Here is a 21,993-nt window from a genome sequence, read left to right as displayed (position 1 = left end):
AGATGGAGCTGCGCCTCTTCACCGAGCCGTACCACGGGGCCACGTACGACGAACTGGCGCGCGCCGCCCGGCATGCGGAGGAGTGCGGCTTCGGGGGCTTCTTCGTCGCCGACCACTACCACCCGATGCACTACACCGACGCCCTGCCGGGCCCCACCGACGCCTGGACCACCCTCGCCGGTCTGGCCCGCGAGACCTCGCGGATCCGGCTCGGCACCCTCATGACCTCGGCCACCTTCCGGCACCCCGGCCCGCTCGCGGTCATCGCCGCCCAGGTCGACGCGATGAGCGGTGGAAGGGTCGAACTCGGCCTGGGCGCCGGTTGGTTCGCCCTCGACCACAGCGCGTACGGCATCCCGTTCCCGGCGCCCGCCGAACGCTTCGAGCGGATGGAGGAACAGCTCCGGATCGTCACCGGCCTGTGGGCCACCCCGACCGGCGAGCGCTTCTCGTACGAGGGCCGCCACTACCGTCTGACCGACTCGCCCGCCCTGCCGAAGCCCGTCCAGCGGCCGAGCGTGCCCATCATCGTGGGCGGCCGCGGCCCCCGCCGCACACCGAGGCTGGCCGCCCGGTACGCCGACGAGTTCAACCTGCCCTTCACCTCACCCGAGCAGAGCGCCGGCCTGTTCGCTGGCGCGCGGGCCGCCAGGGAGGCGGCCGGCGGACCTCCCCTGATCCTCTCGGTGTGCCTCGGCATCGCCTCCGGCCGCACCGGGGCCGAGATCGACACCCGCCTCGCCCTGATGCACGAGCCGTCACGCCTCCCCCCGGAGGAACCGCTGCACGGCTCCCCGGGGAAGATCGTCGACGTGCTCGGCCAGTACGCCGGCCTCGGGGCCTCCCGCGTGTACGTACGCCTGCGAGACCTCTCCGACCTCGACCACCTGGACCTGCTGGCGGCCGAGGTCGCGCCTCAACTGACGTGAGACAGAGAGCTGTTAATCGGCGATCGGGAGAGCCGCCCCGTCCCGCAGGAAGAGCGGGATCCGGTCCAGCGGGGCGTCCACCGTGACGTTCGTACCGCCTTCGTACGAGGTTCCCGTCCAGGCGTCCGTCCACCGGGCCCCGGCCGGGAGATAGGCCGTCCGCACGCTCGCCCCCGCCGTCAGGACGGGTGCGACCAGCAGATCCGGGCCGAAGAGATAGGAGTCGGCCACCGACCAGGTCGCCTGGTCGTCCGGGAACTCCAGGAACAGCGGCCGCATCACCGGCAGCCCTTCCTCGTGCGCGGCCCGCATCACGTCGAGCACGTACGGCTTCAGGCGCTCACGCAGCCGGAGGTACTTCTCCATGATCGTGGCGGCCTCCTCGCCGTACGACCAGACCTCGTTCGGGCCGCCGGTCATGTCCGGGCCGAGCGGCATGCCCGGGTCCCGGAAGCCGTGCAGGCGCATCAGCGGGGAGAGCGCGCCGAACTGGAACCAGCGGATCATCACCTCGCGGTACGCCGGGTCGTCCGGGTCGCCGCCGTGGAAGCCGCCGATGTCGGTGTTCCACCAGGGGATGCCGGACAGCGAGGTGTTGAGACCCGCCGCGATCTGGCGGCGCAGGGTCGCGAAGTCCGTGCCGATGTCACCGGACCACAGGGCGGCGCCGTAGCGCTGGCTGCCCGCCCACGCCGAGCGGTTGAGGGTGACTATCTCGGTCTCGCCGGCCGCCACCATCCCCTCGTAGAAGGTGCGGGCGTTCTCGCTCGGGTACATGTTGCCGACTTCGAGGCCCGGGCCCGCCCAGTAGCGCAGGTTCTCCTGGAAGCCCGGCTTCAGCTCCGGCTCGCAGGCGTCGAGCCAGAAGGCCGTGATCCCGTACGGGTCAAGGTAGTTCTCCTTGATCCGCGACCACAGGAACTCGCGGGCCTCGGGGTTCGTCGCGTCGTAGAAGGCGACCTGGACCGTGGAGGCGACCTCCTTGTCCGGCCAGTCGGCGTGAGCCATCGGGCCGTACTGCGTGCCGATGAAGTAGCCGCGCTGCTCCATGAGCTGATGGTTCTCGGAGAGCGGGGAGACGGACGGCCAGACGGACACGATGAGCGTGATGCCCAGCTCCTCCAGCTCCCGCTGCATCGCCGCCGGGTCCGGCCACTCCGCCGGGTCGAACTTCCACTCGCCCAGGTGCGTCCAGTGGAAGAAGTCGCAGACGATCGCGTCGATGGGCAGGCCGCGACGCTTGTACTCCCTTGCCACGCCGAGGAGTTCGTCCTGGGTGCGGTAGCGCAGCTTGCACTGCCAGAAGCCGGCGGCCCACTCGGGCAGCATCGGCGTACGGCCGGTCACCGCGCTGTAGCGGCGCTGTGCGTCGGCCGGCTGCCCCGCGGTGATCCAGTAGTCGATCTGCCGGGCCGAGTCCGCCACCCAGCGTGTGCCGTTGCCCGCGAGCTCGACGCGGCCGATGGCCGGGCTGTTCCACAGCAGGGTGTAGCCGCGGCTGGAGGTGAGCACCGGGATGGTCACCTCGGCGTTGCGCTGGACCAGGTCGAGGACGGCGCCCTTCTGGTCGAGCAGTCCGTGCTGGTGCTGGCCCAGGCCGTACAGCTTCTCGCCCTCGTACGCGGCGAAGCGCTGTTCCAGACGGTGGTGGCCGTTGCCGACCGGGGTGTAGAGACGCGGGCCCGGCCACCAGAAGTGGGCGCGCTCCTCGGTGAGGAGTTCCGCGGAGTCGTCGGTGCGGACGAAGCGGACGAGGCCCTCGGCGTCGACCTCGACGGTCAGCGCGCCGACGGTCAACTGCCCGTGCCCGTCCTCGATCTTGACGGAGGCCTCGGTCGCGGGCGCCTCGTCGAGCAGCGCGCCCGGCAGACCCTCCAGGACCGGCCCGCCGAGCCTGGCCCGGACCCGGACCGCGTCGGGGCCCCAAGGCTCGATGCGTACGGTCTCCTGTCGGCCGCTCCACTCAAGGGCGCCGTCGCGCTCGCGGAACGTGCCGACGGTGGGGGAGGACTGGGCCAGGCTCGCGGACCCATGGCCGGGCTGTCCGGACTGTCCGGGCTGGTTTTCGGCAGGCTGATTCACGTGGGGTGCTCCTGAAGGAAGGAGTGGCGACAGGACCCGGTGACGCGGCTCCGGCGGACCGGGACAGGTAGGGATGCCCCAACGTCCTTGAGGAACGGACTGGTTGGGGCGTGGTGGTTCAGGAAGCGGCCGGGCCCGTGCTCGCCCGTACCGTCAACTCGGGTGCGAGAAGCACGACTTCGTCCTTGCCGTGCCCTTCGAGCTTGGCGATCAGATGCTCCACGGCGTGCCGACCCATCTCCTGCGCGGGGATGGCGACCGAGGTCAGCCGCACCGAGGCCTGGGTGGCGACCTGGTCCGGGCAGATCGCGATCACCGACACGTCCTCGGGGATGGCCCGGCCCTGCTGGCGCAGCAGCGCGAGCAGCGGCTCGACCGCGGACTCGTTCTGCACGACGAAGCCCGTGGTGCCCGGGCGCTCGTCGAAGATCCGGGCCAGGGTCAGCGACATCGCGTCGTAGCCGCCCTCGCACGGGCGGTGCAGCACGCGCAGGCCCAACTCCCTCGACCGGGACCGGAGTCCGTCGAGCGTGCGCTCGGCGAAGCCCGTGTGCCGTTCGTAGACCGCGGGCGCCTCACCGATGACAGCGATGTCACGGTGACCGAGCATCGCGAGATGCTCGGCGCACAGCGCGCCCGTCGCACCGAAGTCGAGATCGACACAGGTCAGGCCGCTGGTGTCGGCGGGCAGACCGATGAGGACGGACGGCTGGTCCGTGCCGCGCAGCAGCGGCAGCCGCTCGTCGTCGAGCTCGACGTCCATCAGGATCATCGCGTCGGCGAGCCCGCTGCCGGTGACCCGGCGCACGGCGTCGGGGCCCTCCTCGCCGGTGAGCAGCAGCACGTCGTACCCGTGGGTGCGGGCCGAGGTCGCCACGGCGATGGCGATCTCCATCATCACGGGTACGTACATGTCCGTACGGAGCGGGATCATCAGCGCGATGATGTTGGACCGGCTGCTTGCCAGCGCCCGGGCTCCCGCGTTGGGGTGGTACCCGAGCTGCTGGATGCTCTGCTCGACCCGCTCGCGGGTGCCCGCGGAGATGGACCGCTTGCCGCTGAGGACATAGCTCACCGTGCTCGCCGAGACTCCGGCGTGCTGGGCGACCTCGGCGAGGGTGACCATCCAGCTCTCCAAGCGTTGTGTGAAGCGCTTCGACAGTGCGCGTTGCGGACAAGGGGTGAGTGAGGGTGGCTCGACAGTAGCTTGACGGAGGGTGGGTGTCCATAGGTTGTCGAAGCGCTTCGACTCCGTCGGTTTTCTGGGGCGCCTTTGGGGGTGGGGGTCCGGTGGCGTGGCGGGTGCGGGTGAGTGGGGGCTTGTCGCGCAGTTCCCCGCGCCCCTTGGTGGGAGGCTTCGCCCCCACTATCCCCCGGGGCCCCGGAGTGGGTGGTTTCGCTCTTGTGTGCGTCGGGTTGGGCCGAACGGCGCGCGAGGGCTGGTGAGGGAGGGCGGAATCGGGTACATACGATCGAGTAGAACCGGTCGGTAACCGTACCGGTACCAAGATCCCTATTCGCGGCGAGGTGAGCCTCTTGTCCGCAACACCCCACCAGCCCGCTGTCACCGAGCGTGAAGCCCGGCAGGTCGCCGAGGCGGCACGGGAGCAGGACTGGCGCAAGCCCAGCTTCGCCAAGGAGCTGTTCCTCGGCCGCTTCCGGCTCGATCTGATCCATCCGCACCCGATGCCGCCCGACGAGGACGTGCAGCGCGGCGAGGAGTTCCTCACCAAGCTGCGCGACTTCTGCGAGACGAAGGTCGACTCGGCCCTCATCGAGCGGGAGGCGCGGATCCCGGACGAGGTGATCAACGGGCTCAAGGAGCTCGGCGCCCTCGGCATGAAGATCGACACCAAGTACGGCGGCCTCGGTCTGACGCAGGTGTACTACAACAAGGCGCTCGCCCTGGTCGGCTCGGCGAACCCGGCGCTCGGCGCACTGCTCTCGGCGCACCAGTCGATCGGCGTACCGCAGCCGCTGAAGCTCTTCGGCACCCAGGAGCAGCGGGACATCTTCCTGCCGCGCTGCGCCCGTACCGACATCTCCGCCTTCCTGCTCACCGAGCCGGACGTCGGCTCCGACCCGGCGCGCCTCGCGACCAGCGCGGTGCCGGACGGCGACGACTACGTCCTCGACGGGGTGAAGCTCTGGACGACCAACGGCGTCGTCGCGGACCTGCTGGTCGTGATGGCGCGCGTACCGAAGTCCGAGGGCCACAAGGGCGGCATCACGGCGTTCGTCGTGGAGACCGCCTCGGAGGGCGTCACCGTCGAGAACCGCAACGCCTTCATGGGGCTGCGCGGTCTGGAGAACGGTGTCACGCGCCTCCACCAGGTCCGGGTCCCGGCGGCGAACCGGATCGGTCCGGAAGGCGCGGGGCTCAAGATCGCCCTGACCACGCTCAACACCGGACGGCTCTCGCTGCCCGCCATGTGCGTCGGCGCGGGCAAGTGGTGCCTGAAGATCGCCCGCGAGTGGTCCTCCGTGCGCGAGCAGTGGGGCAAGCCGGTGGCCTTCCACGAGGCCGTGGGCGCGAAGATCTCCTTCATCGCGGCGACGACCTTCGCCCTGGAGGCCGTCCTCGACCTGTCGTCCCAGATGGCCGACGAGAACCGCAACGACATCCGTATCGAGGCGGCCCTCGCCAAGCTCTACGGCTCCGAGATGGCCTGGCTGATGGCCGACGAACTGGTCCAGATCCGCGGTGGCCGCGGCTTCGAGACCGCAGACTCGCTGGCCGCCCGCGGCGAACGGGCCGTCCCCGCCGAACAGGTGCTGCGCGACCTGCGCATCAACCGCATCTTCGAGGGCTCGACCGAGATCATGCACCTGCTGATCGCCCGCGAGGCGGTCGACGCCCACCTGTCCGTGGCCGGCGACCTGATCGACCCGGAGAAGTCCCTCTCGGACAAGGCGAAGGCGGGCGCGAACGCCGGAGTCTTCTACGCCAAGTGGCTCCCGAAGCTGGTCGCGGGTCCCGGTCAACTCCCGCGCTCGTACGGGGACTTCCACCCGGCGGGCCACGTCGACCTCTCCGGCCACCTGCGGTACGTGGAGAGGTCGGCCCGCAAGCTCGCCCGGTCCACCTTCTACGCCATGTCCCGCTGGCAGGGCCGGATGGAGACCAAGCAGGGCTTCCTCGGCCGGATCGTCGACATCGGCGCCGAACTCTTCGCGATGAGCGCCGCCTGCGTCCGCGCCGAACTCCTGCGCTCCACCGGGGAACACGGCCGCGAGGCGTACCAGCTCGCCGACGCCTTCTGCAGTCAGTCCCGGGTCCGTGTCGAGGAACTCTTCGGCCGTCTGTGGTCCAACACCGACGACCTCGACCGCAAGGTCGTCAAGGGCGTCCTCGGCGGCGCCTACACCTGGCTGGAGGAGGGAGTCGTAGACCCGTCCGGCGAAGGCCCCTGGATCGCCGACGCGACACCCGGCCCGTCCGAAAGGGAGAACGTCCACCGCCCCATCCGTTGACCTTTTCCCCAGGAATGCGCTGCCGTCCCCGTCGTCATTCTGCCGCTTGCCGCACAGAACGTGTGCGTCAACAATGAGCAGAATGGCGAACGGGGACAAAATATGCGCGCACATCGGGACGCGCTCGCGGTCCTGCTGAACGACTGCGCGCCGGCCCTGGTCGACGGGGAACCGCGGCCCTCCGTGGCCTCTTTCGACCCGCTGCCCGTCCGGAGGGTCGACCTCCGGGACGTCGACGCACTGCTCGACGCGGGGCGACCGGGCGAACGGCCCGTGGTCCAGCAGCTTTTCCGCGGTGCGGTGGGGTACGCGAAGGACCCCGTACTGCGTGAGGTGATCAAAGCGAACCAACAAGGCGTCCACATTCCGCAGCGCGCCAATCGCCGAATACAGATGCTGGTGGACGCGATTTAATGGGGGTAATTCCAGTGCCGGCTCTCGGTCTCGACAACATCACCGGCCGGATCATGCGGGCCGGCGAGGGAAGAATCCTGCGCAAGCTCCAGCGCATCGCGGAACAGGTGGGCTCCCTGGAGGAGGACTTCGAGCAGCTCACCGACGAGGAACTCCAGGCGCTCACACCGGAGTTCCAGGAGCGGTACGAGGCCGGTGAGAGCCTCGACGACCTGCTGCCGGAGGCCTTCGCCGCCATGCGCGAGGCCGCCCGCCGCACACTGGGGATGCGCCACTTCGACGTACAGGTCATGGGCGGCGCGGCCCTCCACCTCGGCAACATCGCCGAGATGCAGACCGGTGAGGGCAAGACCCTGGTCGCCACCCTGCCCGTCTACCTGAACGCCCTTACCGGCAAGGGAGTTCACCTCGTCACGGTCAACGACTACCTCGCCCAGCGCGACGCCGACTGGATGGGCCGCGCCTACCGCTTCCTGGGTCTGACCGTGGGCGTCATCAAGTCCCAGTCGACCCCGGCCGAGCGGCGCACGCAGTACGCCTGCGACATCACGTACGGCACCAACACGGAGTTCGGCTTCGACTACCTGCGCGACAACATGGCCTGGTCGAAGGACGAACTCGTCCAGCGCGGCCACCACTTCGCGATCGTCGACGAGGCCGACTCGATCCTCATCGACGAGGCCCGCACCCCGCTGATCATCTCCGGTCCCGCCGACCAGCCCACGCACTGGTACGAGGCGTTCTCCAGGATGGTCACGCGGATGCGGGGCGTCGCCGTCCAGGACGAGAACTTCACCTCGCCGCTGGACAAGGAGCGCCTCGCCGAACTGCGGGCCACCCACGACTACGAGTACGACCCGAAGAAGCGCACGGTCGCGATCCTGGACAGCGGAGTGGAGTTCCTCCAGGACCAGCTCGGCATCGAGAGCCTCTACGAGTCCGACCACACGCCCCTCATCGGGCACCTGAACAACGCGCTCAAGGCCAAGGAGCACTTCAAGAAGGACAAGGACTACGTCGTCGTGAACGGCGAGGTCCTCATCGTCGACGAGCACACCGGCCGCATCCTCGCCGGCCGCCGCTACAACGAGGGCCTGCACCAGGCCATCGAGGCCAAGGAGGCGGTGACGGTCAAGGACGAGAACCAGACCCTCGCCACGATCACCCTCCAGAACTTCTTCCGCCTCTACGAGAAGCTCGGCGGGATGACCGGCACCGCCATGACGGAGGCCGCCGAGTTCCACCAGATCTACAAGCTGCATGTGGTGCCGATCCCCACCAACCAGCCGAACGCCCGCGAGGACGACCCCGACCAGATCTACCGGACCGTGGAGGCCAAGTACACGGCGATCCTCGACGACATCGCAGAGAAGCACGAGAAGGGCCAGCCGATCCTCGTCGGCACCACCTCCGTCGAGAAGTCGGAGACCCTCGCCGCCCGGCTGAAGCAGCGGGGGATACGCCACGAAGTCCTCAACGCGAAGAACCACGAGCGCGAGGCGCAGATCGTGGCGCAGGCCGGCCGCAGGGGCGCGGTCACCGTCGCCACCAACATGGCGGGCCGCGGCACCGACATCATGCTCGGCGGCAACCCCGAGGCGATGGCGCTCGCCGAGCTCGACCGGCGCGGCCTCACCCCCGAGGAGAACCCCGACGAGCACCGGGCGGCCCTCGACCGCATCAAGGAGTCGGTCGCGGCCGAGCACGACGAGGTCAAGGACCTCGGCGGTCTCTACGTCCTCGGCACCGAGCGCCACGAGTCCCGCCGCATCGACAACCAGCTGCGCGGCCGCTCCGGCCGCCAGGGCGACCCCGGCGCCTCCCGCTTCTACCTCTCCCTCGGAGACGACCTGATGCGGCTGTTCCGGGCCCAGGTCGTGGAGCGCGTGATGTCGATGGCGAACGTCCCCGACGACGTCCCCATCGAGAACAAGATGGTCACGCGGGCCATCGCCTCCGCCCAGTCCCAGCTGGAGCAGCAGCACTTCGAGTCCCGCAAGGACGTCCTGAAGTTCGACGAGGTGCTCAACCGGCAGCGCACCCTCATCTACGCCGAACGCCGCCGCGTCCTCGACGGCGAGAACCTGCGCGAACAGATCCTCCACTTCATGGACGACACCATCCGCGCGTACATCACCGAGGAGACCGCCGAGGGCTTCCCCGAGGAGTGGAACCTGGAGCGGCTGTGGGGCGCCTTCAAACAGCTCTACCCGGTCCGGGTCACCATCGAGGACCTCGAGGACGCGGCCGGCCAGCGCGCCGAGCTCACCGCCGACGAACTCATCGAGGCCGTCACCGACGACGTCCACGCCCGCTACGAGGAGCGCGAGACCGAACTCGGCGCGGACGCGCTGCGCGACCTGGAGCGGCTCGTCGTGATCTCGGTCCTCGACCGCAAATGGCGCGAGCACCTGTACGAGATGGACTACCTCCGCGACGGCATCGGGCTGCGGTGGACGCTCGGCCGGGAGCCGATCGTCGAGTACGAGCGCGAGGGGTACGACATGTTCGCCGCGATGACCGAGGCGATCAAGGAGGAGTCGGTCGGGTACGTCTTCAATCTGGACGCGTCCGGAAAGGCTGCCGGAGGCCAGGAAGGGCTGGAGTCCGGCCGTCGTACGGACGGGCTGCATTTCAGTGCGCCCACGTTGGACACGGCGGAGGGCGTTGTCGAAGGGGACTTCGAACCGGCCGACGCGGTGCCGGCGCCTCCGGCGGAGGGCGTGGCCGATGCGAAGCCCCAGCAGAGGCGCGCGGCCAGGCCCAGGAGCCGTCGGAAGCGCAAGAGGTAGCTGGCGGCGCGTGAGGTGGAGCGCCGCGCGGTTCGATGGCGGGTGCGGGTCGTGTGGGGCCGGTCGCGCAGTTCCCCGCGCCCCTAACGGGGCACAGGTGGGAGTCCCCTGTCCTGTCGGCGCGGCATTGCGGCAACAATGGGGGGATGAGCGACAGTCCAGCCCCCCTCGCCGATCCGCATCTTGTCTTCGATCCTGTGGACGGAGTCCGGGATGTGGTGATCCTCGGATCCACCGGGTCGATCGGGACCCAGGCAATCGATCTTGTGCTGCGCAACCCCGACAGGTTCCGGGTCGCCGGCCTCTCCGCCGCGGGCGGGAGGGTCGGACTGCTCGCCGAGCAGGCGCACCGGCTCCGCGTACGGACGGTCGCCGTCGCGCGCGAGGACGTCGTACCGGCGCTGCGCGAGGCCCTGTCCGCGCAGTACGGAGCGGGGGAGACCCTCCCCGAGATCCTCGTGGGAGCGGACGCCGCCACCCACCTCGCCGCCTCCGAGTGCCACACCGTCCTGAACGGCATCACCGGCTCGATCGGCCTCGCCCCCACCCTCGCCGCCCTGGAGGCGGGCCGCACCCTCGCGCTCGCCAACAAGGAGTCGCTCATCGTCGGCGGCCCGCTGGTGAAGGCGCTGGCCAAGCCGGGCCAGATCATCCCGGTCGACTCCGAGCACGCCGCCCTCTTCCAGGCACTCGCCTCCGGCACCAGGGCCGACGTACGCAAGCTCGTCGTCACCGCGTCCGGCGGCCCCTTCAGAGGACGTACGAAGGCCGAGCTGGCCGACGTCACCCCCGAGGACGCGCTCGCGCACCCCACCTGGGCCATGGGCCCCGTCATCACGATCAACTCCGCGACCCTGGTCAACAAGGGGCTGGAAGTCATCGAGGCGCACCTCCTCTACGACATTCCCTTCGAACGGATTGAGGTGGTCGTGCATCCGCAGTCGTATGTCCACTCGATGGTGGAGTTCACGGACGGATCGACAATGGCCCAGGCGACGCCCCCCGACATGCGCGGGCCGATCGCCATCGGCCTCGGCTGGCCCGAGCGGGTCCCCGACGCCGCGCCCGCCTTCGACTGGTCGAAGGCGTCGAGCTGGGAGTTCTTCCCCCTCGACACCGACGCGTTTCCGTCGGTCGGGCTCGCCCGGCACGTCGGGCAGCTCGCGGGCACGGCCCCGGCAGTGTTCAATGCGGCCAACGAGGAGTGCGTGGACGCGTTCCTGAAGGGCTCCCTGCCGTTCAACGGAATCATGGAGACCGTCACGAAGGTCGTCGCCGAGCACGGCACACCCCGTACGGGAACCTCGCTCACCGTCCCGGACGTCCTCGATGCGGAGACCTGGGCGCGCGCCCGGGCCCGTGAACTGACAGCCCAGACCACAGCTACAGCGACAGCCACGACAGCGGCGGAGGCTCGTGCATGACGACCCTGATGATGATCCTCGGCATAGTCGTCTTCGCGGTCGGCCTGCTCATCTCGATCGCCTGGCACGAGCTGGGGCACCTCTCCACGGCCAAGCTGTTCGGCATCCGCGTGCCGCAGTACATGGTCGGCTTCGGCCCGACCATCTGGTCGCGCAAGAAGGGCGACACGGAGTACGGGGTCAAGGCGATTCCGCTCGGCGGCTACATCCGCATGATCGGGATGTTCCCGCCCGGCCCCGACGGCCGTATCGAGGCCCGTTCCACCTCACCGTGGCGCGGCATGGTCGAGGACGCCAGAGCCCAGTCCTTCGAGGAACTCCAGCCCGGCGACGAGAACCGCCTCTTCTACACGCGCAAGCCGTGGAAGCGCGTCATCGTGATGTTCGCCGGCCCCTTCATGAACCTGATCCTGGCCGTCGCGATCTTCCTCGGCGTGATGATGACCTTCGGCATCCAGACCCAGACGACCACGGTCGGCAAGGTCTCCGACTGCGTCATCGAGCAGAGCGAGAACCGCTCCGAGTGCCAGAAGAGCGACACGGCCGCGCCCGCCAAGGCCGCCGGGCTCCAGGGCGGTGACAAGATCCTCGCGTTCAACGGCGAGAAGATCACCGACTGGTCCACCCTCCAGGCCGACATCCGCGCCAACCCCGGCAAGGACGTCACCCTCACCGTCGAGCGCGACGGCAAGCAGCTCGACCTGACCGCCCACCTCATCCGCAACCAGGTCAGCAAGACCGACGGCGACGGCGGCTACGTCGAGGGCAAGTACGTGTACGCCGGCTTCCTCGGCTTCACGCCCGCCTCCGGCATCGTCCAGCAGTCGTTCGGGCAGTCCGTGGACCGCATGGGCGACATGATGCAGAACGGCGTCGAGTCGCTCGTCGCCCTGCCGTCCAAGGTCCCCGCCCTGTGGGACGCGGCCTTCGGCGACGGCCCGCGCGAGGCGGACTCCCCGATGGGCGTGGTCGGCGCGGCCCGGGTCGGCGGCGAGGTCTTCACGCTGGACATCCCGCCGGAGAACCAGATCGCGATGATGCTGTTCCTCGTCGCGGGCTTCAACCTCTCCCTGTTCCTGTTCAACATGCTCCCGCTGCTGCCCCTGGACGGCGGGCACATCGCGGGCGCCCTGTGGGAGGCCCTGCGCCGCAACCTGGCGAAGGTGCTGCGGCGGCCGGACCCCGGTCCGTTCGACGTGGCGAAGCTCATGCCCGTCGCGTACGTGGTGGCCGGGATCTTCATCTGCTTCACGATCCTGGTACTGATCGCGGACGTGGTTAACCCGGTGAGAATCTCCTAGTCATACGGAGTTTGTGGCGGCCGGACATGATTTGTGTCCGGCCGCCCTCCATTGGGTGGACCTGAGCAGCGGATGTGCTCCCGTCTGCGGGGGTGCCGTAATCTCGATGGCTGGAGCCCGTCAGCTTTCGGGACCGACCGATCCTTACCTTGGGGTTGCACAGCAGATGACTGCGATTTCACTCGGCATGCCGTCCGTTCCGACCAAACTCGCCGAGCGCCGGAAGAGCCGGCAGATCCAGGTCGGAACCGTGGCGGTGGGCGGAGACGCACCCGTCTCGGTGCAGTCCATGACGACGACGCGTACGTCGGACATCGGCGCCACGCTCCAGCAGATCGCCGAACTGACCGCGTCCGGCTGCCAGATCGTGCGTGTCGCGTGCCCCACGCAGGACGACGCCGACGCGCTGGCGACCATCGCCCGCAAGTCGCAGCTCCCGGTCATCGCCGACATCCATTTCCAGCCGAAGTACGTGTTCGCCGCGATCAAGGCCGGCTGTGCCGCGGTCCGCGTGAACCCCGGCAACATCAAGCAGTTCGACGACCAGGTCAAGGAGATCGCGCGGGCCGCCAAGGACACCGGCACGCCGATCCGGATCGGGGTCAACGCCGGCTCGCTCGACAAGCGGCTGCTCCAGAAGTACGGCAAGGCGACGCCCGAGGCGCTCGTCGAGTCGGCCCTGTGGGAGGCGTCGCTCTTCGAGGAGCACGACTTCCGGGACATCAAGATCTCGGTCAAGCACAACGACCCGGTGGTCATGGTCAACGCCTACCGGCAGCTGGCCGCCGCCTGCGACTACCCGCTGCACCTGGGTGTCACCGAGGCCGGTCCCGCCTTCCAGGGCACGATCAAGTCCGCGGTGGCCTTCGGCGCGCTGCTCGCCGAGGGCATCGGCGACACGATCCGCGTCTCCCTCTCGGCTCCGCCGGTCGAGGAGATCAAGGTCGGCATGCAGATCCTGGAGTCGCTGAACCTCAAGCAGCGCCGTCTTGAGATCGTCTCCTGCCCGTCCTGCGGGCGGGCCCAGGTCGACGTGTACAAGCTGGCGGAGGAGGTCACCGCCGGTCTCGAGGGCATGGAGGTGCCGCTCCGCGTCGCCGTCATGGGCTGCGTCGTCAACGGGCCCGGTGAGGCCCGCGAGGCCGACCTCGGCGTCGCCTCCGGCAACGGCAAGGGCCAGATCTTCGTCAAGGGCGAGGTCATCAAGACCGTCCCCGAGTCGAAGATCGTCGAGACCCTCATCGAGGAGGCGCTGAAGATCGCCGAGCAGATGGAGGCCGACGGAATCCCCTCCGGCGAGCCTTCGGTGTCGGTGGCAGGCTGACGACGTCGGGTGCGGGTTGCCTGCGGCTGGCCGCGCAGTTCCCCGCGCCCCTGGATGGTGGGGCTGCGCCCCTGCTTCCAGCCCGTCCGGCGTTTGAGGACGAGCGCGTTCAGCGCGATACGGGGGTCTGGGGGCGCAGCCCCCAGGGATGGGACGGGTAGGGGCGGCGGGGGCGAGGAAACCCGGCCCGGACCCATCGGGCGGCGCGGCACATTTTCGCCAGGTACAGTGCGGAGATCAGCAGACCTGATGGTGAAGGCCCCGCACGTGTTGACGCAGACGACCACCAGGGTCCTCGAACCGAGCGACCTGGACGCCGCGCTCGCCGTCCTCGACCGCGAGCCGGTGGCGAACGCCTTCGTGACCTCCCGCGTACAGGTCGCCGGCCTCGACCCCTGGCGCCTCGGCGGCGAGATGTGGGGCTGGTACGAGGACGGCATGCTCACGTCCCTCTGCTACGCGGGCGCCAACCTGGTCCCGATCTGCGCCACCCCCCGAGCCGTACGCGCCTTCGCGGACCGCGCCCGCAGGGCAGGCCGCCGCTGCTCCTCCATCGTCGGCCCGTCCGACGCCACCGCCCAGCTCTGGCGCCTCCTGGAACCGAACTGGGGCCCGGCCCGTGAGGTCCGTCCGCACCAGCCCCTGATGGTCACCGACCGGCTCCCCACCGACATGGCCCCGGATCCGTACGTCCGTCGCATCCGCAAGGACGAGATGGAGACGATCATGCCGGCGTGCGTGGCGATGTTCACCGAGGAGGTCGGCGTCTCCCCGCTCGCGGGCGACGGCGGACTCCTCTACCAGGCCCGGGTCGCCGAACTCGTCGGCTCCGGCCGCTCGTTCGCCCGCCTCGACCACAACGGCCGGGTCGTCTTCAAGGCGGAGATCGGCGCGGCCACGACCCAGGCCTGCCAGATCCAGGGCGTCTGGGTGGCCCCCGAATACCGGGGCCAGGGCCTCGCGGCCCCCGGCATGGCAGCGGTCCTCCGCTACGCCCTCGCCGACGTGGCCCCCATCGTCAGCCTCTACGTCAACGACTACAACACAGCGGCCCGAGCGACCTACCGCAGAGTGGGCTTCCAAGAGGTCGGCGCTTTCATGAGCATCCTGTTCTGAGGACGGGCCGAGCCCCGCAAGGGGCGCAAGCCCCTCAGGGGCCCGGGGAACTGCGCGACTCAGGGGCGCGGGGAACTGCGCGACCAGCCACAACGTACCCGCAGCAACAAGACAACCCCCTGTCCCCAGCGCAATCCAACGAATCGCCCGGGTAGTCTCCGGGCATGCTCCGCTTCCCCGGTCAGGGCCCCGTCACGCCCGACGACATCGTCATCGGCCCCCTGGACCTGGCCACCCGGATCGACGAGGCGCTGGCCGTCCAAGCCCTGGCGTTCGGACTCGGCTCGGACGAGATCGCCGTACGACGACAGATCGTGCTCCGCCACCTCACGTACCCCGGTGCCCGCGCGCTCGGCGCGACCACCGCCGACGGACGTCTCGTCGGCTTCGTCTACGGCATGCCCAATCACCGGACGCACTGGTGGTCCACCGTCGTCGAGCCCTACCTGCGGAGCCAGGGATCCGACGGATGGCTGGACGACTCCTTCGTGATCACCGAGCTGCACGTCCACCCGGGTTTCCAGAACCAGGGTGTCGGCCGCGCCCTGATCACCACCATCACGGACAGCGCCGCCCAGCCCCGCTCGATCCTCTCCGCCATCGACACGGAGAGCCCGGCCCGCGGCCTGTACCGCTCGCTCGGATACGAGGACCTCGCCAGGCAGGTCCTGTTCCCCAGCGCACCGAAGCCGTACGCGGTGATGGGCGCCCCGCTGCCTCTCCGGCGCCGCTGACCCGTCCTCCCCGCGCCGCCGACGGATCCCTCCGGCGCCGTAAACGGATTTCCGGCGACGGCGGCCCCCCGGCTAACCTCCTAGCCATCACCCTTACGCAGCAGGAGTCGAGAACCATGGCCCAGGTCCAGCGCATGTCCCGTTTGATGGTCAAGACACTGCGTGACGACCCGGCGGACGCCGAGGTGCTCAGCCACAAGCTGCTGGTGCGCGCCGGCTATGTGCGCCGTACCGCCGCCGGCCTGTGGTCCTGGCTGCCGCTGGGCAAGAAGGTCCTGGCCAATGTGGAGAGGGTCGTCCGCGAGGAGATGGACGCCATCGGCGCCCAGGAGGTCACGCTGCCCGCCCTGCTGCCGAAGGAGCCCTACGAGGCGACCGGCCGCTGGGAGGAGTACGGCCCCGAGCTGTTCCGCCTGAACGACCGCAAGGGCGGCGACTACCTCCTCGGCCCGACCCACGAGGAGATCTTCACCCTCCTGGTCAAGGACCAGTGCACGTCCTACAAGGACCTGCCGGTGATCCTCTACCAGATCCAGAACAAGTACCGCGACGAGGCCCGCCCGCGCGCCGGCATCCTGCGCGGCCGCGAGTTCCTGATGAAGGACTCGTACTCCTTCGACACGGAGGACGAGGGCCTGGCCAAGTCGTACGCCCTGCACCGCGAGGCGTACCAGAAGATCTTCGCGCGTCTCGGCCTGGACTACCGCATCTGCGCGGCCACCGCCGGCGCCATGGGCGGCTCCAAGTCCGAGGAGTTCCTCGCCCCGGCCGCGGCCGGCGAGGACACCTTCGCCGACTGCCCGAACTGCGACTACGCGGCCAACACCGAGGCGATCACGTACGCGCTGAAGCCGGTGGACGGGTCGGCCGCCCCCGCTCTCGAAGAGATCCCGACCCCCGACACCCCGACCATCGAGACGCTCGCCGCGTACCTGGAGGTCCCCGCCTCCGCCACCCTGAAGAACCTGCTGGTCAAGGTGGACGGCGAGATCGTGGCCATCGGTGTGCCCGGCGACCGCGAGGTCGACATGGACAAGGTCGAGGCGCACTTCACCCCCGCCGCGGTCGAACTCGTCACGGCCGAGGACTTCACGGGCCGCGACGACCTCGTACGCGGCTACGTCGGCCCGCAGGGCCTGGAGAAGGTCCGCTACCTCGCCGACCCGCGCGTCGCCCCCGGCACCGCCTGGATCACCGGCGCCAACAAGGAGGGCCTGCACGCGAAGAACGTCGTCGCGGGCCGTGACTTCGAGGTCGACGAGTACGTGGACGCCGTGGTCGTGCAGGAGGGCGACCCCTGCCCCTCCTGCGGCACCGGCCTCACGCTGGACCGCGCCATCGAGATCGGCCACATCTTCCAGCTCGGCCGCAAGTACGCCGACGCCCTCCAGCTCGACGTGCTCGGTCAGCAGGGCAAGCCGGTCCGCGTCACCATGGGCTCGTACGGCATCGGTGTCTCCCGTGCGGTCGCGGCGCTCGCCGAGCAGCACGCGGACGAGCAGGGCCTGGTCTGGCCCGCCGAGATCGCCCCGGCCGACGTCCACGTCGTCGCCGCGGGCAAGGCACTGCAGACCGAGCTGGCGCTCGACGTCTCGGAGAAGCTGGGCGCGGCGGGCGTCCGTGTGCTCGTGGACGACCGGGCGGGTGTCTCGCCGGGCGTCAAGTTCACCGACGCCGAGCTCATCGGCGTACCGAAGATCCTGGTGGCCGGCCGGCGCTCCGCCGAGGGCGTCCTGGAACTGAAGGACCGCCGCACCGGCGAGCGCGAGGAGCTGACGGTGGACGAGGCGATCGCCCGCCTCAGCAACTGAACCCGCCTGAGCAACTGAGCCCGCCGAGCAACTGACTTCGCGCGGTTAAGAAGCCTCTCAGAGACTTCTTGCCGGGCTTATGGGCGCCGCACAGTTTTCTCTCAGGCTGCTCCCCGACCGTAGGACGTGACACAGCGTCATTCGGGAGGGGAGCAGTCATGTCAGGCAGCGAACGGGGGGCCGCCGCGGCGGTCCGCAGAGGCGCACGGCGTACGGCTGCCGCGGCAGCGGCGGTGACACTGGCGGCCGCGGCGGGCGTCTTCGCACTCATCGGCACGATGGAGTCGGCCGCGACGACGACCGCGAGCGGAAGCACGGACTCGTCGTCATCGTCATCGACGACCTCGCAGTCGGACGACTCGTCTTCTTCCTCCTCATCGTCCTCCTCGTCGTCGGATTCCTCGGCCTCGGACAGTGAGAGCGACTCCTCCTCGTCGCTGCGGGGCTCGTCCGGCGACCTGACGTCCGCCGACGACAGTGGGACCGCCGACTCCACCTCGGGGGCGTCGTGACGACCGCCACCACGGCCGACACGGCCGCTCGCCCCATGGCCGCCGCGAACTGGCGGGCCCTCGGCACGAGCGTCCGGCTCGTCACGACGGCCCCGGCCCTGCCGGACTCCTGCAACCTGCTGCTGGCCCGGCAGCTGGGCATCGACTGGACGTCCTGCCGGGCCCACGGCCTCTGCGCCGAACTCCTCCCCGAACACGTCACCCTCGACGAGTGGGGCTACCCGCTCGTCGACGCGCGCCCCGTCCCCGCCCGGACCCTGAAACGCGCCCGCAGAGCGGCGGCGGACTGCCCGGTCCTGGCCCTCAGACTCGCGGCGGCCTGAAGGTGCCCACGCCGAACCGTCGACCTCTACAACCAGCTCGCGAACTCCAGCAACAGCTCCGCGTCCTGGGACCGGCCCACCCGCCGAGCCCGTACGCCCGACTCCACGGCCCGGAACAGGGTCCAGCCGCGCAGCCGCTCCTGGTCCAGGTCCAGGGACTCCGCGAGGCGCTTCACCCGACGGCGGGTGGTGGCGGAACCGGAGGGGGAGGCGATCAGGTCCTCGACCCGGTCACGGACCAGCCGGGCCAGGTCGAAGGCGCACTCGCCGACGACCGGGTCGGGCCCCACGGCCAGCCAGGGGCTGCGCTCGCCGGCCAGCACCTTGCTCTGCCGGAAGGTGCCGTGCAGCAGACGGGCCTCGGGCGCCGAGGCCAGCAGTTCGTCGCGTACCGCCAGGGCCGCGTCGACCAGCGGGGCGGCCTCCGCGTCGGCGCTCGCCCGCATCGCCTCGGCCTGCCGCCCGGTGCGCTCGGCCACCGTCTCGAAGACCGTGCCGGCCGGTGGCTCGACCCACAGGCGGCGCAGCGTCCCCGCCGCCTCCAGCATCGACTTGGCCTCGGCCAGCGAACGCACCGACACATCGGGGTGCAGCCGCTCGAGGAGCAGCACACCCTCGGCACCGGCCGGCTCCAGGAGCCGTACCGCACCCAGGCCGTCCCAGTGCGCGAGCGCGGACCGCTCGCTCTCCGGACGGGCCCGGCCGGGCGCGAGTTTCAGGACGGCTGGGGTGCCGTCCGGCAGCCTCACCAGGACCACCAGACTGCTGCGCCCGCCGGGCACCTGAACGCGCTCCACGGTCAACTCGCGTAGCGCGACGGCCTGTTGAGCCGCCTCGGGCAGCTTCTCCAGCCAGTCGTCACCGCTGGGTGCCGCCTCGCCGAGCGCCTTGACGAGACGCCGCGGCGGTTCGAAAGCCATACGCGAGTCGATTCCTTCCTGTGCGCGTTACGACGGGGGTGCCGCCGACGCGGTGGACCGGGCCGACCGCTCGGCGAGACCAGGGAAGGGTACGCTCTCGCCCCGCCAGCGCACCGCCCGCACCGCCGCGTCCCGCAGCGCCTCGGCGGCCGCCCGGCGCCGGTCGCCCTCCGCGGCACGGACCAGGTCGGAGTACACCCCGGCCACCCGGTCCTCCAGCTCGGCGGCGAGCCGCACGGCCGACTCCGCGTCCGTCACCGGGAACGGCAGCGCGTACGCGGCCGCCGCGGGCTTGGGCTTCCCGCGCAGGTCGCGTACCGTCCGCGCCAGTTCGTCCCGCCGGGCCCGGTGCGCGTCGTACGCCGCCCGCGCCTCGCTGCGACGGTCCTCGCCGATCTTCCCGCCCACGACCCCGTATCCGTACACGGCGGCATGCTCGGCCGCGAGCGCCGCCTGCACGGCCGTCAGCTCCGCCGGGGCCCTGCCCTTCGGCTCCGCTTTTCCGGCCATTCCGGAACCGCTCACTTCTCGCCCTCCGTCAGCAGAAACGCGTGCACCGCACCGGCCGCCGCCACCGAGGCCAGCAGCCGCGCCAGCTCTCCCGGCACGTCGAGGAGCGCCTTCGTCCGCCGGTCCGCCAGCGTCCGCTCGGCCGCGGCGAGTTCGGTGAGGGCGTCCTTCTCCACAGCAGGCACCTCGGCGGACGGGCCGGGGGAAGGCGCCTGGGACGGATCGGCGGAAGCACTCGCCGACGCACTCTCGGAGGCCTTCCTGCCTCCGCCGAACGCTTCCGCGTGCCGTACGACCTCCGCCCGCAGCGGTGACAGGCGTTCGGCCAGCGCGGGATGCACGGCGAGCACGGCCTCGTACCGCTCCGCGAGCCGCTCGCTGTCGCCGGCGGCACGCGCGCGTGCCCGCTCGGCGGCCGACGTGCTGCCGTTGGTGGTCCCGGAGGAGGAGTCGGAGGAGGAGCAGCCCGCGAGCAGCGCGGCGCCGACGCCGGCGGCCCCGGCGAGCAGGCTCCTTCGGCGCGGCCCCGAGGGGATGCGCGACGGCAGGGTGAACGGCACGGCAGACGTCCTCGGAGGGCTCGTACGAACGGAAGGGCGGCAGGCCCGTGATCACGGTACCCGGGTACCGCCTCCGCACCCACCAGCGGCGCCGTCCCGCCGTCCGGCGGGCCACGGTGGACGGCAACACCCCTTGGGACCGGATACCCTTTGACCTGACACGCGACCTACCCACAACAGCACACGCGGCCGAGGAGTCACCCGGATGAGCACCACCCAGAGCGAGAGGCTTCGAGAGCTCCTGGAACCGCTCGTCAGCTCGCAGGGACTCGATCTCGAGGAGATCGAAGTGGACTCGGTTGGACGCAAGCGTGTGCTGCGCGTCGTCGTCGACTCCGACGAAGGAGCCGATCTGGACGCGATCGCCGATGTGAGCCGCGCGCTCTCGGCGAAGCTCGACGAGACCGACGCGATGGGCCAGGGCGAGTACACCCTCGAAGTGGGAACCCCCGGTGCCGAGCGCGAACTCAAGGAACACCGTCACTACGTACGCGCCACGGACCGCCTGGTGAGATTCCAGCTGACGAGCGGCGACGAACTGGTCGCCCGGATCCTGACGGTGGACGAGGACGGGATCGATCTGGAGGTGCCCGGCGTCAAGGGACGCAAGGCCACCGCACGCAGGCTCGCCTTCGCGGACATCGACAAGGCGCGCGTCCAGGTCGAGTTCAACCGCAAGGCCAACGAGAACGACGCAGACATGAAGGAAGAGGAGGAGGCGTAGCCGTGGACATCGACATGAGTGCCCTGCGGGGCTTGGTGCGGGAGAAGGAGATCTCCTTCGACCTGCTGGTCGAAGCGATCGAGTCGGCCCTCCTCATCGCCTACCACCGCACCGAGGGAAGCCGCCGCCACGCGCGCGTCAAGCTCGACCGGGAGACCGGCCATGTGACCGTGTGGGCGAAGGAGGACCCCGAGGACCTGGAGGAGGGTCAGGAGGCGCGCGAGTTCGACGACACCCCGTCCGACTTCGGCCGGATCGCCGCCACCACCGCCAAGCAGGTCATCCTGCAGCGCCTGCGGGACGCGGAGGACGACGCGACGCTCGGCGAGTACGCGGGCCGTGACGGCGACATCGTCACCGGTGTCGTCCAGCAGGGCCGCGACCCGAAGAACGTGCTCGTCGACATCGGCAAGCTGGAGGCCATCCTGCCGGTGCAGGAGCAGGTCCCCGGCGAGTCGTACCAGCACGGTGTGCGGCTGCGGTCGTACGTCGTGCGGGTGGCGAAGGGCGTACGCGGTCCCTCCGTGACCCTCTCCCGCACGCACCCCAACCTGGTGAAGAAGCTCTTCGCCCTGGAGGTGCCGGAGATCGCCGACGGCTCCGTCGAGATCGCCGCGATCGCCCGCGAGGCCGGCCACCGCACGAAGATCGCCGTCCGGTCCACCCGGTCCGGTCTGAACGCCAAGGGCGCCTGTATCGGCCCCATGGGCGGCCGCGTGCGCAACGTCATGGCCGAGCTGAACGGCGAGAAGATCGACATCGTCGACTGGTCGGACGACCCGGCCGAGATGGTGGCGAACGCGCTGTCGCCGGCCCGGGTCTCCAAGGTCGAGGTCGTCGACCTCGCGGCCCGCTCCGCGCGCGTGACGGTCCCCGACTACCAGCTGTCCCTGGCGATCGGCAAGGAAGGGCAGAACGCCCGGCTCGCCGCCCGTCTGACCGGCTGGCGCATCGACATCCGTCCGGACACCGAGCAGCCCGCCGAGAAGCAGGACTGAGCCGGGACCCGGACGGGCCCGAGGCGGGTCCGGGGACGGGCCGGG

Annotated in this window: 19 protein-coding genes; 14 read left to right on the top strand and 5 right to left on the bottom strand. The window is 70.2% G+C overall.

Going from position 1 to position 21,993, the window contains the following annotated elements; all coding sequences use genetic code 11:
- The first annotated feature begins 2 nt into the window (after positions 1-2).
- A complete protein-coding gene (locus OG718_RS17805) occupies positions 3-929 on the top strand; it encodes an LLM class F420-dependent oxidoreductase (protein ID WP_328847788.1) in 927 nt (308 codons plus the stop codon).
- Between the two features lie 12 nt (positions 930-941).
- On the opposite strand, the gene OG718_RS17800 is transcribed toward OG718_RS17805, so the two are convergent.
- Both OG718_RS17800 and OG718_RS17795 read right to left on the bottom strand, forming a co-directional pair.
- Positions 942-3,011 (bottom strand): glycoside hydrolase family 31 protein, encoded by a 2,070-nt coding sequence (locus OG718_RS17800; protein WP_328844574.1) that lies wholly within the window; start codon positions 3,009-3,011, stop codon positions 942-944.
- Between the two features lie 118 nt (positions 3,012-3,129).
- A complete protein-coding gene (locus OG718_RS17795; protein ID WP_143640735.1) occupies positions 3,130-4,137 on the bottom strand; it encodes a LacI family DNA-binding transcriptional regulator in 1,008 nt (335 codons plus the stop codon).
- A gap of 401 nt (positions 4,138-4,538) precedes the next feature.
- Here OG718_RS17795 and OG718_RS17790 point away from each other — a divergent pair, with 401 nt between their 5' ends.
- The 11 genes from OG718_RS17790 (at position 4,539) to OG718_RS17740 (ending at position 18,236) form a co-directional block, all read left to right on the top strand.
- Entirely contained in the window at positions 4,539-6,485 is a 1,947-nt protein-coding gene (locus OG718_RS17790) for an acyl-CoA dehydrogenase family protein (RefSeq protein ID WP_373466160.1), read from the top strand.
- A 102-nt stretch (positions 6,486-6,587) separates the two neighbouring features.
- Positions 6,588-6,899 carry a hypothetical protein gene (locus OG718_RS17785; protein WP_143640737.1) on the top strand — a complete coding sequence of 104 codons (312 nt, stop codon included), beginning with the start codon at positions 6,588-6,590 and terminating at the stop codon, positions 6,897-6,899.
- Positions 6,900-6,952: 53 nt separating this feature from the next.
- On the top strand, positions 6,953-9,691 hold the full coding sequence (gene secA, locus OG718_RS17780; protein WP_328847787.1) for a preprotein translocase subunit SecA: 2,739 nt from the start codon (positions 6,953-6,955) through the stop codon (positions 9,689-9,691).
- Between the two features lie 146 nt (positions 9,692-9,837).
- A complete protein-coding gene (dxr, locus tag OG718_RS17775; protein ID WP_328844573.1) occupies positions 9,838-11,115 on the top strand; it encodes a 1-deoxy-D-xylulose-5-phosphate reductoisomerase in 1,278 nt (425 codons plus the stop codon).
- Entirely contained in the window at positions 11,112-12,416 is a 1,305-nt protein-coding gene (locus OG718_RS17770) for a M50 family metallopeptidase (protein WP_143640739.1), read from the top strand. The genes dxr and OG718_RS17770 overlap by 4 nt, the downstream gene beginning before the upstream one ends.
- Before the next feature lie 166 nt (positions 12,417-12,582).
- Entirely contained in the window at positions 12,583-13,740 is a 1,158-nt protein-coding gene (ispG, locus tag OG718_RS17765) for a flavodoxin-dependent (E)-4-hydroxy-3-methylbut-2-enyl-diphosphate synthase (protein WP_055616509.1), read from the top strand.
- A gap of 267 nt (positions 13,741-14,007) precedes the next feature.
- Positions 14,008-14,856: a GNAT family N-acetyltransferase gene (locus tag OG718_RS17760; RefSeq protein ID WP_143640740.1), complete on the top strand. Its 849-nt coding sequence runs from the start codon at positions 14,008-14,010 to the stop codon at positions 14,854-14,856.
- A gap of 164 nt (positions 14,857-15,020) precedes the next feature.
- The gene (locus tag OG718_RS17755) at positions 15,021-15,590 is read left to right on the top strand and encodes a GNAT family N-acetyltransferase (protein ID WP_328844572.1); all 570 of its coding nucleotides are present in this window, start codon (positions 15,021-15,023) and stop codon (positions 15,588-15,590) included.
- A gap of 116 nt (positions 15,591-15,706) precedes the next feature.
- On the top strand, positions 15,707-17,401 hold the full coding sequence (locus OG718_RS17750; RefSeq protein WP_306937437.1) for a proline--tRNA ligase: 1,695 nt from the start codon (positions 15,707-15,709) through the stop codon (positions 17,399-17,401).
- Positions 17,402-17,559: 158 nt separating this feature from the next.
- Positions 17,560-17,913: a hypothetical protein gene (locus OG718_RS17745; protein ID WP_328844571.1), complete on the top strand. Its 354-nt coding sequence runs from the start codon at positions 17,560-17,562 to the stop codon at positions 17,911-17,913.
- Positions 17,910-18,236, top strand: coding sequence for a ferredoxin (locus OG718_RS17740; RefSeq protein WP_260695458.1), 327 nt, complete (start codon positions 17,910-17,912; stop codon positions 18,234-18,236). The genes OG718_RS17745 and OG718_RS17740 overlap by 4 nt, the downstream gene beginning before the upstream one ends.
- A gap of 26 nt (positions 18,237-18,262) precedes the next feature.
- Here OG718_RS17740 and OG718_RS17735 read toward each other — a convergent pair whose 3' ends face one another.
- The 3 genes from OG718_RS17735 to OG718_RS17725 are packed head-to-tail and all read right to left on the bottom strand — an operon-like array spanning position 18,263 to position 20,226.
- A complete protein-coding gene (locus tag OG718_RS17735) occupies positions 18,263-19,156 on the bottom strand; it encodes an aminoglycoside phosphotransferase family protein (protein WP_143640743.1) in 894 nt (297 codons plus the stop codon).
- A 27-nt stretch (positions 19,157-19,183) separates the two neighbouring features.
- Positions 19,184-19,666 carry a ferritin-like domain-containing protein gene (locus OG718_RS17730; RefSeq protein ID WP_328847786.1) on the bottom strand — a complete coding sequence of 161 codons (483 nt, stop codon included), beginning with the start codon at positions 19,664-19,666 and terminating at the stop codon, positions 19,184-19,186.
- Between the two features lie 11 nt (positions 19,667-19,677).
- Entirely contained in the window at positions 19,678-20,226 is a 549-nt protein-coding gene (locus tag OG718_RS17725; RefSeq protein ID WP_328844570.1) for a hypothetical protein, read from the bottom strand.
- A 205-nt stretch (positions 20,227-20,431) separates the two neighbouring features.
- On the opposite strand from OG718_RS17725, the gene rimP reads away from it, so the two are divergent.
- Together rimP and nusA are read left to right on the top strand one after the other, a co-directional pair.
- On the top strand, positions 20,432-20,950 hold the full coding sequence (gene rimP / locus OG718_RS17720) for a ribosome maturation factor RimP (protein WP_143640745.1): 519 nt from the start codon (positions 20,432-20,434) through the stop codon (positions 20,948-20,950).
- 2 nt (positions 20,951-20,952) lie between these two features.
- A complete protein-coding gene (gene nusA, locus OG718_RS17715; protein ID WP_143640746.1) occupies positions 20,953-21,948 on the top strand; it encodes a transcription termination factor NusA in 996 nt (331 codons plus the stop codon).
- Positions 21,949-21,993 lie beyond the last annotated feature (45 nt).

It is taken from the genome of Streptomyces sp. NBC_00258, from assembly GCF_036182465.1.
Classification (GTDB): domain Bacteria; phylum Actinomycetota; class Actinomycetes; order Streptomycetales; family Streptomycetaceae; genus Streptomyces.
Note: the sequence above shows the minus strand (reverse complement) of the source record. Positions and strands in the feature narration are given on the sequence as shown.

Bases quoted from the DNA above. Each gene is read 5' to 3' on its own strand.
- OG718_RS17805 (WP_328847788.1), top strand. From the start codon at position 3: ATGGAGCTGCGCCTCTTCACCGAGCCGTACCACGGGGCCACGTACGAC.
- OG718_RS17795 (WP_143640735.1), bottom strand. From the start codon at position 4,137: ATGGTCACCCTCGCCGAGGTCGCCCAGCACGCCGGAGTCTCGGCGAGC.
- OG718_RS17785 (WP_143640737.1), top strand. From the start codon at position 6,588: ATGCGCGCACATCGGGACGCGCTCGCGGTCCTGCTGAACGACTGCGCG.
- secA (WP_328847787.1), top strand. From the start codon at position 6,953: ATGCGGGCCGGCGAGGGAAGAATCCTGCGCAAGCTCCAGCGCATCGCG.
- dxr (WP_328844573.1), top strand. From the start codon at position 9,838: ATGAGCGACAGTCCAGCCCCCCTCGCCGATCCGCATCTTGTCTTCGAT.
- OG718_RS17770 (WP_143640739.1), top strand. From the start codon at position 11,112: ATGACGACCCTGATGATGATCCTCGGCATAGTCGTCTTCGCGGTCGGC.
- ispG (WP_055616509.1), top strand. From the start codon at position 12,583: ATGACTGCGATTTCACTCGGCATGCCGTCCGTTCCGACCAAACTCGCC.
- OG718_RS17755 (WP_328844572.1), top strand. From the start codon at position 15,021: ATGCTCCGCTTCCCCGGTCAGGGCCCCGTCACGCCCGACGACATCGTC.
- OG718_RS17750 (WP_306937437.1), top strand. From the start codon at position 15,707: ATGGCCCAGGTCCAGCGCATGTCCCGTTTGATGGTCAAGACACTGCGT.
- OG718_RS17745 (WP_328844571.1), top strand. From the start codon at position 17,560: ATGTCAGGCAGCGAACGGGGGGCCGCCGCGGCGGTCCGCAGAGGCGCA.
- OG718_RS17735 (WP_143640743.1), bottom strand. From the start codon at position 19,156: ATGGCTTTCGAACCGCCGCGGCGTCTCGTCAAGGCGCTCGGCGAGGCG.
- OG718_RS17730 (WP_328847786.1), bottom strand. From the start codon at position 19,666: ATGGCCGGAAAAGCGGAGCCGAAGGGCAGGGCCCCGGCGGAGCTGACG.
- rimP (WP_143640745.1), top strand. From the start codon at position 20,432: ATGAGCACCACCCAGAGCGAGAGGCTTCGAGAGCTCCTGGAACCGCTC.